We start from the raw sequence: 9,363 nt of genomic DNA, 5'->3' as shown, positions 1-9,363 counted from the left end.
ACAATCGATGAGTTTGCTGTGATTATTATTAGCGATACATCACCCATTACTAATCTAGCAGGCATCAATCAACTTAATCTCTTGCATCGCTTGTATGGTTCTGTTATTATTCCCGTTGCTGTCTACAATGAAATGGTTGGTATCGGGAAAATTGTACCTGGAACAGTAGAAGTTCAAACCTTATCTTGGATTAAAACTCAGGCCGTTTCAGATAGGCAGCAAGTTGTCATTCTTCAGGAAAGTCAAGAAACCATCGATTTAGGTGAAGCAGAAGCGATCGTATTAGCACTGGAAATGGATGCCGATTTGCTACTGATGGATGAGCGACGGGGACGATCAGTTGCTCAAGAATTGGGGCTAACTATTGTGGGATTACTGGGAATTCTCGTGCAAGCCAAGAAAAGTAATTTAATTCCGGCGGTTAAGCCATTAATGGATCAATTGATTGAAAAAATGGACTTTCGTATTAGTTCTCAATTGTACCACGCAATTCTCCAAGCTACCGATGAAGAAAGTGGATCAGGAAATTAAAATAGGGGGGATTTTACCCTTCTTCAGTTTTAGGGAGTCGGGAGTAGCAAAAAAACAAAAGGCAAGAGGCAAGAGAAGGGGCAATGGCTCCCCATACTTATCACACTTACCACACTTCCCTCTTTTTCCCGATTCCCGATTCCCGATTCCCGATTCCCGATTCCCGATTCCCGATTCCCGATTCCCTTGTTTACATCTCAACTAGAGCCGTTCTCATCTAAAGAACGCACCTTAATAACCTTAGCAGGAATTCCCACTACCGTAGCCCCAGCAGGTACATCAGATAAAACTACAGCATTAGCACCAATATTTGCCCCATTACCGATAGTAACCTTGCCAAAAATCTTAGCACCAGCACCAACATTGACACGTTTTCCTAAGATGGGGGCATCGAAAGGACGATCTAAATAACGATTACCTAAAGTGACTCCTTGACGTAGGATACTATCATCACCAATAGTGCAATCCCCATGAATAACAATCGCACTTTGATGCTCAATAATTACTCGACGACCAAGCTTTACGGTGTAAGGTAATTCAATCCCATAGGTATTACGAACTTTACGATATAATGCTCGGTAGAGAATACTAAAGGGAGCCCGTAGTAACTTCGGTTGGATGTTCATTCTCCAGACTCCAAACCGCTGCACCGCCACAGCCCGAAATCCCGGCTTAGTCCAATCACAACCATGAGCCTTCCAATCTTCTTTAATTTGTTGCAAAAGTCCCAAATTATCCGTTTTTGGCTCGGTATAATTTGCCGTTAAATCTGTTGGCGTCACCATAATTTATTGTTAGTGTTTGTTGTTTAGGGAATAGGGAGTAGGGAAAAGGGAATCGGGAATCGGGAATCGGGAATCGGGAATCGAGAAGTTAGAAGTTAGAAGTTAGAAGTTAGAAGTTAGAAGTTAGAAGTTAGAAGTTAGAAGTTAGAAGTTAGAATTGGGAATCGTGAATAGTCCATCAGTTTTGTAGAACAGGCTTCTAGCCTGTGGCACGCGCATTAGCTGATAGCTGATAGCTGATAGCTGATAACTGATAACTGATAACTGATAACTGATAGCTGATAACTAATAACTAATCACGAAATCTTCGGACTACTAAAGGCACCACCTTTACAAAACACACTATTGCGGATAAAATCATTAAGTAACTGGGGTGGGTCATTATCGGGCTTACCTTGAACCACTCGGCGCAATTGCCACAATAAATAACTAGAAGCCCAGGCATGATCCGCTAGAGCAGCGTAAAACCAACCATAGTTTTTAAGAAAATACCGTCGTCGAGAATCAAAGACATACTGGGGTCGGCGTTTGGGTGGACGCTTGGTGTCGGTAACACCTGAACTTTGTCCAACTAAGTGGACTACGCGACTTTCTGGGACATACCAGCATTCCCAACCAGCTCTCTGGGCTTGTAGGCAAAAGTCCATTTCTTCGTAATACATGAAATAAGCTTGATCGATCAGGCCAACCTGCTCAAACACTTCCCGACGAATAATCATACTTGCCCCAGCAACCCAATCCGTTGGACAGGGTTGGTCAGGAATCGGTGGCCAAACTACCCACTTCGATAATAATCTCGATACCACACCGAGACGCAAACCAGAATCTAGCTCACTGAGGACGGTATGAAACCGAAATGCTGAACACTGAGGGGTACTGTCAGGCTCTTCCAGGCGAGAGCCAGCAATACCCACCTGGGGATGGTCACTCATAAATTCCACCAGGGTTTTGATTGCCCTAGGACGAACAATGGTATCTGGGTTGAGCAACAACACATAATCCGGTGGCTGATTAGACCTCAGAGCTGGGCGGATCACAGCATTATTGCCAAAAGCAAATCCACCATTGTGCTCTAGTGGCATCACCGATGCCCAACTACCCCAGTTTTCGTTTGCGATCGCATTTTTAATGGCAACAGCCGATCCATCCCCAGAGGCATTATCTGCCACTACTACCGTAGTATTGGATAAACCTGGGATTTCATCCGCTAGAGAGCGTAAGCAATCAATAGTTAAACTAGGGGTTTTGTAGTTAACAATTACTATAAGTAAAGAATTTATGGTATTGTTTTTTATTTCATTATACATAACTAATTTTGTGCTTTATTTAGCTTATACATTAAGAATTAATTGTTAGTTATTTTGCTATTTTTTAAATTCAAAAAATAGCGTTTTTAAAACCGTAAAAATTAACACGTTTTTTTACCCTACTCCCTACTCCCTACTCCCTATTCCCTATTCCCGATTCCCTACTCCCTACTCCCTACTCCCTACTCCCTGCTATATCATCCCTAATTCCTTTGAACTTGTCTCCGTTGATGCCGATTTTGATTCCGATTTTGATTCCGAGAACGCTGGGCTACCAATGCCGGGACTTTTTTAACCTTATTGGTTGTAGGTTCTTGGATCACCAATCCTGATAGTCCTCCACAAGCCAATACAAAGACAGGATTACCATGGGCATTGAGCAGAAATTCCACCATGTACAACGCTACAGCCACGGTCAGCACCGCCACTGGTGCCGCTTGCCGCTTTGGCCACAACTCCGCTGGACAACGGAACCAAAACATAGTCAACACCGGCATTAGTAAGGATGTGGTCAGGCTGGCTAGTCCAACGGTACCAGTTTCACCAAACGCAAGAATCCACAAACTATCTGGAACTGTAACTTGCTCACCCTTGTCATTAAATATCAGACTTCTTCCCCATCCTCCCCAGCCAAACACGATCCGTTCCCGTGCTTTATCTACAAGTAGCTCTTCATTATCAAATCTAAACTGTAAGGATTGGATACGGTCTGCAGGAACCACATTCGATACATGTGAGATAATCTGATCACTAACGTAGGTTTCAGTCTGTGAGTTAATGTATAAGTAAGAACAAATAACCCCAATTAGGATAAAGACTGGCAAAGCAGTACGAAATTGCTTGCCCACAAACAAGATCCCAACTCCTAAGAGTAGTAAGAAATAGGCACCAGTGGATTTGCACAATATAAATGTGATCAACACGGCAGCTACCAGCCACTTCATCGGAATATTCCACAGTTGTTTGATCACCCCAGTGTGCCATAGCCAAATTCCCACTAAACTAGCTGCCATCATCCACAGACCCACTGGCAAACCGTGGATCATAAATACTGTCGGTCTCCATCCCCCGTAACGCATGGTTTGAGAAAAGTCAGGATGAGCAAAGAAGCCGTAAAATATCCTATGGAGCTGCGGACTAAAGCGAATTTCGTACAAACATAGGGGAACATAGATCAAGCCGCCCATGAAAATGCCAATTGACAATTCACGTAATCCACTCAAGTTATTGAGATAGATCCGACCGAGAAAATAGGGTACTCCCCAGGTCAAGGTTTGCGTCAAAACAGTAGAGAACCCATCGTAAGCCCCCAACCCATTCGTAAGAGATGAAGCCAATGGACATAGGCACCAAATTAGCATCGGCAAGTCAATCCAGCTGAATTTAAAGGAGCTAAAACGCCCAACATCGTATATAAAAGTAGCCAACAAAATACCGTAGCAAGTTGCCGACATCTTAGTATAGTCAGGTAGACCAGGCAAAGCATATTCTGCCACAGGTAGAAATAGCCATGCTACGATGAAACTCACAATGACTGCCCGCTGAGCTGGAATTCTCATGAAGAGATAAAGAACAACTGGAATCCAGCCGAACATGACGATGGGGACTAAAAAACTCATTGGCTTTTTTGGGCATAAACGTCAACAGAGTTGCTTGAGTAATTTCTGACTTAAGTAATGTAAGCTATCAGCTATCAGCTATTAGCTTAAGCGCTACGCGCACGCTACTTGAGGTGCTATCAGCTATCAGCTATTAGCTATCAGTTATCAGTTATCAGCTATCAGCTTAAGCGCTACGCGCACGCTACTTGAGGTGCTATCAGCTATTAGCTATCAGCATATGCCTTAAGTCACAGCGTCGTTCGCACAGCGTGGCCAAACGCGCCCCGCGTGGCCTAAAGGCCAAGGCCAAAGCCTGTGCCACGGTACTTGAGGTGCTTTTGAATAAAAGAGTAAGCTGAAGGCTGACGGCTGACCGCTGAAGGCTGACCGCTGACCGCTGACTTATTACTCAAGAATTAACTTCTTAAGAAAGTTCTTGACTTTGGTTACTGGAGATTTTTTCAGTTGTATTTTTTCTCCTGGTCGAGCCTTAAATAATGTGGAATGATCCCCACTCTTGGAAAGCTCTTCAGCTGGTCTGCCATTGCTGTAGTAGTAAAGTGCCAAGGATTTCCGAGTCCGTCCTTCTGGACAAGTTAATGGCTCAGGATGTCCGTGATAGGAAAAATCGGTAGTACTGAATATGACACATCGGTTGAAGATGGGGAGAATTTTTTTCTGAGACTGAGTCATCTCTTGATCCCACATTTCAAAATAACCACCATAGTCTTCTTTCCAATCTTTGTTGAGATAGATCAGAAGATTTAAGCGGCGGTCAAGGCGCAATTTTGTATGGCGATTGAAATCAGCATGGATTTTCAAGTAACCACCTTTTTCGATCTGATGCAAGCCACCACCAACAAAATGAGGATCAGGGATAATTCCATCAATACCAGTTAAATTTTCTAAAAAATTAATGAAAGTTGATGAATTGAGCTGATACAGAAAAAAACGGGTGTACTCTCCCATTTGGATTTCCGATTTTGAGGCCAGTTTTTTTTCTGGGGCAGCCTCAAATTTTTGCCAATCAATTGCATCAGCTTTAGGAAACTCATTCAGAATATTATCTAGAATCTCTTCTGGAAAGAAGTTATCCATGATAATGTGTGGGAATGGCTCAGCCTGGGCGTAGGCTTCACAATGCTCCTTCGCAAAGTTAGTTAACTTTTCCGGGTCTAGGCAATAGTTTAATTTTGAATCCATTTTGTTATCCATTGTTTATTTTATAGTTTTTATTCTTAATTAAGAATAGCAATACTAAATAGATCGTGATAATTTTTGTTACCTACTCCCTGCTCCCTGCTCCGCTGTTCCCTGTTTTAAAAAAGTCCACTGATAGGATATCCAAAACCCAACATATATCGAGCCCAAATCACCCACATCAGTAATGTCAACAGTAGTGCAGTAGCCCAGAGGTCTTGCTTAATAAAGGAAAGCCCTTCTCGACAGAGACCATAAGTTATTACAAAATAAGGGAGAATGTCATTGAAAGCAATCACGACTACTGCTCCGAGTGGTCCATTGTCGAACCTTTGCATCAGATAAAATCCTAGGGGTATGCCAATACAAACATTAAGACTCTTGACAAGTTGACTGTAAGCGTTATAGTTTGGCTTCCCAAGAGCCATCAGAGCTTGCTGAACCGTATCAATCAATAATGCAGGCCAGATGCCTAGGGTCAGGATTGGCAACATCCAAGCCGCCTCATAAAACCTCTCATCGTATAAGATAAAAATCGCAAAATCTCCAAAAGCAGTACTGACTGTCAACATCAATGCTGCAGCCACTAGGATAAGTTGGCGATTGTACCAAATCTTAATCCGAAAGGTTTCCCGAGGCAAGTCAGCCAGTTGAGAAAACGTTGGCAAAAGCACCTTGGAACTAATTGCCGAGATTACCTGAGAAGGTAGGTACGCTAAATTAAAGGCAACACCATAAATCCCCAATAGCTCAAATGAAAACAATTTGCCTAGAATTAGTCGATCGGCTTGGGTCGCGAGAAAGGTAAGCGCGGTTGAAATAAATATCCATTTCCCGAAGGAAAAGATGCTGTTGGCTGCCTCTTTCTCCCAGGTAAAGCGGTTTGATTTTCCGGGAATTAACCAATGACTCAATAGCATTTTGGCCAATGCCGTCACCACATTCCCAGCAGCAAGAGCCCAGATTGTCCGATTGAAAAAAGCCCAAACAAGCATCACGATCAGGCCGGACGATTGTACTACCAGCTCAAACATCATGATCTTGCCAAATGCCATGTGGCGGTTGAGGCTCCACACAGCAGTGGAGTTAAATCCCTCAATCAGTGGCATCAGACCAATGACTGGCATCAGCCATAACAGCTGCGGGTTATTATAGAAATGGGCAATCGGCCAAGTAATTATAAGACAAGCCACCCACAGCAAAAGGCCCCGACAAACCTGAATAGTCCAGATAGTATTCAGAAAAACTGGGTCATCCCCACGTTTATTCTGGATGATGCTTGCACCAATCCCGACATCGGAGAATAACCGTAAGCCAATGATGAAAACGTTGGCTAGAGCCATTAAGCCGAAAAACTCTGGTGCAAGCAGGCGGGTCAGAACAAGATTACTTGCCAGTCTCAGAAACTGACTTGTTCCATAACCAGCTACTGTCCAAATAGCCCCACGGAGGAGTTGTTTTTTAAGTGATGAGGACATGGTTAGATTTCCGAGTAGGTAGACGGGATGGGTGGGGTTGCAGACTTAAAGGCATCAGATAATTTGATTAGTTTTAAAGATTGGCTCTACAGCTGATATCTGAGCATGTTGTGTAATGTAGGTACGTTACAGCTAGGTAGATAATAGTTGTTGAGCACCAGATGAATACTCGCTAACCGTCTTTAACCGTCTTTTGCCAGAAAGGAGCTGGCTGTTGAGATGAGAAATAATGACTCATAAAGTTGTGAGCATTTTAAATCCTTGAGAGCTTAGCACTGCTTGGTGGTGCCTCAATCGGAGCTTGCTTTGGAGGTAGTTCAGGATTAGATAGAAATAGGGCTGACAATTTCTTGGCTTCTGTTGCGACATCATGCCGCCTAGCAATCCGCTCCGCCCCAGCTTTACCCATTTCCTCCAGGGTTTCCACCGGGGAGTTTAAGGCTTCAGCCATTGCTGCGGTTAAGGCTTCAACAGAGCCTGGTGGCACCAGCCAACCACAGTTACCATCACTCACCAACTCAGGTATTCCGGCAACATAAGTAGTAATCACTGGACGACCCAGGGCTAAAGCTTCCATGAGCACGACTGGTAATCCTTCCGCAAAGCTGGGCAGTACCAGGGCTCGTGCTGCTAAAATTTGTTGCTGAACCTCAGTATTACTAGCCCAGCCAGTAATCTGAATGTGGTCTTGCAAACCCAACTGGGCAATAGTTGCTTCAATTTGCGATCGCAACGGTCCATCACCCACTAGTACCAACTTGAACTGCAAGCCCTCAGCCGCTAACTGATGCGCCGCTTCAATCAAGAGTAGATGTCCTTTTTGTTCACTGAGGCGACCAACGCAAACTAAGCGTGGCACCTCTGGTATGGGGGTATGGGGTTTACTCAAAAACATCTCATCCACACCACAGTGGATCACATGGATTTTTGACCACTGATTGTGGCTGCACCATCGATAAAGCTGGCTTTTGCCAAAGGAGCTAACAGCGACCACAAAAGCAGCTCGGTTGATTTTTTCTCTTAAGGCGAGAAGTTGGGATTTATCAAACTCTTCTGGACCATGAACTGTGAAGCTGTAAGATGGTCCACCGAGAGCATGACATAACATCGCTACTGTAGTTGAGTTTGTTCCGAAGTGGGCGTGAACCTTGTCAATATCTGACTCGGAAAACCAACCCAGCACAAGGCAAGCCTCAGCTAAGTAGGCTAGATGATTCAAAACTCCTCGGTCTGAACCCCAGCCGATTTTGAGGGTCAGCCCTAAGGTCTTCAAAAGACGTATCGGTCTGGTTAAGGCAGTGCGTAATAGGCTAAAACACAAGCCCACGATGCCAACTCCTAAGACAAATCGAGTCTTCTGTAGCTCTAGTTGATCGGCTTGATCAACTAGTTCAGAAGCGCAGGAACGGATAGAAAAACGTTTGACTTGAATACCGCAAGCCTCAAGGCCTGCAATCTCTCGCCGGATGAAGCTGTGACTTACCTTAGGATACTGATTAACTAGATAGGCAATTGTCATCGTGAACTAGGGGCAACGGTATGTCTGTTTCTATGAATTTTTCGTAGTTCGTAGATTTACACCTTATCTAAGAGATGGAATAGATCGAGAAAAATCTTCAAATGTTTCAAGGGATGTAACGCCTTCATTAACATCACCTGATTAGGCTCCATTGTCCGTACCAATTTTGCCGCCTCCTCAGGCGAAAGCAACTTTGGTGGCAGTATGTTCCTAATTGTTCTTACTAAGTGTGAACTCAGAATCCGGATTGCGATCGCATCGGGGATAGGTAATATCTTGTGCGGCAGAATTAGTTTTGGTGGCAGGTTGAACGCGATTGCGTGGCCTTTTGGCCAAGGTTGTCTGTCAGAATGAAGAATGTAGAATTTAGAATGCGCGCATTTGGAATTCTTCATTCTTCATTCTTCATTCTTCATTCTTCATTCAAAAATGGTGAACAACCGATTAACCTTCAGCAACCGATGTTCTAGGGTGAGACAGTCAGGGAAGATGGTTGAACACGATTAACTACTACCCCCAGACAGGTTAAGCCAAACCTGTCTATTTGATCGAGAACTTGCTTGAATCGAGATTTCTTAGTTCCTCTTAATCCGACCACCATCAAGATTCCATCTGTATTGGCAGCCAGGAAATTGGCGTCTGTATAGTTCAGTAGATTAGGAGTGTCATAGATAACCAAGTCAAATTTTTCCTGAAAATGCCCCATAATCTTTTCCATGCGAGTAGACCCCAGCTCTGGAGCAGATTCTACTAAGGATTGCCCAGAAGTCAACACAAAAAGATTATCTGAGAAAGGCGATCGCTCCATCACAACCTCTAGGTCGTTTGATAGCAAGTCCCTCAGTCCTTGCAAGTTCTGTAAATTCAAATTGGTGTGAAGTTGAGGTGAATGGAAATTAGCATCTACTAATAGAACTCGCTGACCTCTGGAGGCTGCGATGA

10 protein-coding genes are annotated in these 9,363 nt (G+C 43.9%); 2 read left to right on the top strand and 8 right to left on the bottom strand.

Annotated elements, in window-relative coordinates; all coding sequences use genetic code 11:
* Both F6J94_RS24565 and F6J94_RS24560 read left to right on the top strand, forming a co-directional pair.
* Positions 1 to 531, top strand: a 531-nt coding sequence (locus tag F6J94_RS24565) for a DUF3368 domain-containing protein (RefSeq protein WP_293044978.1), incomplete at its 5' end; no start/stop codon positions are given.
* Complete coding sequence (locus tag F6J94_RS24560) at positions 506 to 736, top strand: hypothetical protein (RefSeq protein ID WP_293044976.1); 231 nt, start codon at positions 506 to 508, stop codon at positions 734 to 736. The genes F6J94_RS24565 and F6J94_RS24560, both read left to right, overlap by 26 nt.
* Here F6J94_RS24560 and F6J94_RS24555 read toward each other — a convergent pair.
* The 8 genes from F6J94_RS24555 to F6J94_RS24520 form a co-directional block, all read right to left on the bottom strand.
* Positions 729 to 1,316 (bottom strand): serine O-acetyltransferase, encoded by a 588-nt coding sequence (locus F6J94_RS24555; protein WP_293044974.1) that lies wholly within the window; start codon positions 1,314 to 1,316, stop codon positions 729 to 731. The two genes, F6J94_RS24560 and F6J94_RS24555, sit on opposite strands and share 8 nt — an antisense overlap.
* A 296-nt stretch (positions 1,317 to 1,612) precedes the next feature.
* Positions 1,613 to 2,623 carry a glycosyltransferase family 2 protein gene (locus F6J94_RS24550; protein ID WP_293044971.1) on the bottom strand — a complete coding sequence of 337 codons (1,011 nt, stop codon included), beginning with the start codon at positions 2,621 to 2,623 and terminating at the stop codon, positions 1,613 to 1,615.
* Positions 2,624 to 2,826: 203 nt separating this feature from the next.
* Positions 2,827 to 4,242: an O-antigen ligase domain-containing protein gene (locus F6J94_RS24545; RefSeq protein ID WP_293044969.1), complete on the bottom strand. Its 1,416-nt coding sequence runs from the start codon at positions 4,240 to 4,242 to the stop codon at positions 2,827 to 2,829.
* A 387-nt stretch (positions 4,243 to 4,629) separates the two neighbouring features.
* Positions 4,630 to 5,439: a 2OG-Fe(II) oxygenase gene (locus tag F6J94_RS24540; RefSeq protein WP_293044967.1), complete on the bottom strand. Its 810-nt coding sequence runs from the start codon at positions 5,437 to 5,439 to the stop codon at positions 4,630 to 4,632.
* Positions 5,440 to 5,543: 104 nt separating this feature from the next.
* Positions 5,544 to 6,902 (bottom strand): oligosaccharide flippase family protein, encoded by a 1,359-nt coding sequence (locus F6J94_RS24535; RefSeq protein WP_293044965.1) that lies wholly within the window; start codon positions 6,900 to 6,902, stop codon positions 5,544 to 5,546.
* A 253-nt stretch (positions 6,903 to 7,155) separates the two neighbouring features.
* Positions 7,156 to 8,421, bottom strand: coding sequence for a glycosyltransferase family 4 protein (locus F6J94_RS24530; protein ID WP_293044963.1), 1,266 nt, complete (start codon positions 8,419 to 8,421; stop codon positions 7,156 to 7,158).
* A gap of 210 nt (positions 8,422 to 8,631) precedes the next feature.
* The gene (locus F6J94_RS24525; RefSeq protein WP_293044961.1) at positions 8,632 to 8,757 is read right to left on the bottom strand and encodes a hypothetical protein; all 126 of its coding nucleotides are present in this window, start codon (positions 8,755 to 8,757) and stop codon (positions 8,632 to 8,634) included.
* Between the two features lie 130 nt (positions 8,758 to 8,887).
* A partial coding sequence (locus F6J94_RS24520; RefSeq protein WP_293044959.1) for a CpsD/CapB family tyrosine-protein kinase occupies positions 8,888 to 9,363 on the bottom strand: 476 nt, incomplete at its 5' end.

The organism is Moorena sp. SIO1F2 (assembly GCF_010672755.1).
In the GTDB taxonomy this organism is placed as follows: Bacteria; Cyanobacteriota; Cyanobacteriia; order Cyanobacteriales; family Coleofasciculaceae; genus Moorena.
Note: the sequence above shows the minus strand (reverse complement) of the source record. Positions and strands in the feature narration are given on the sequence as shown.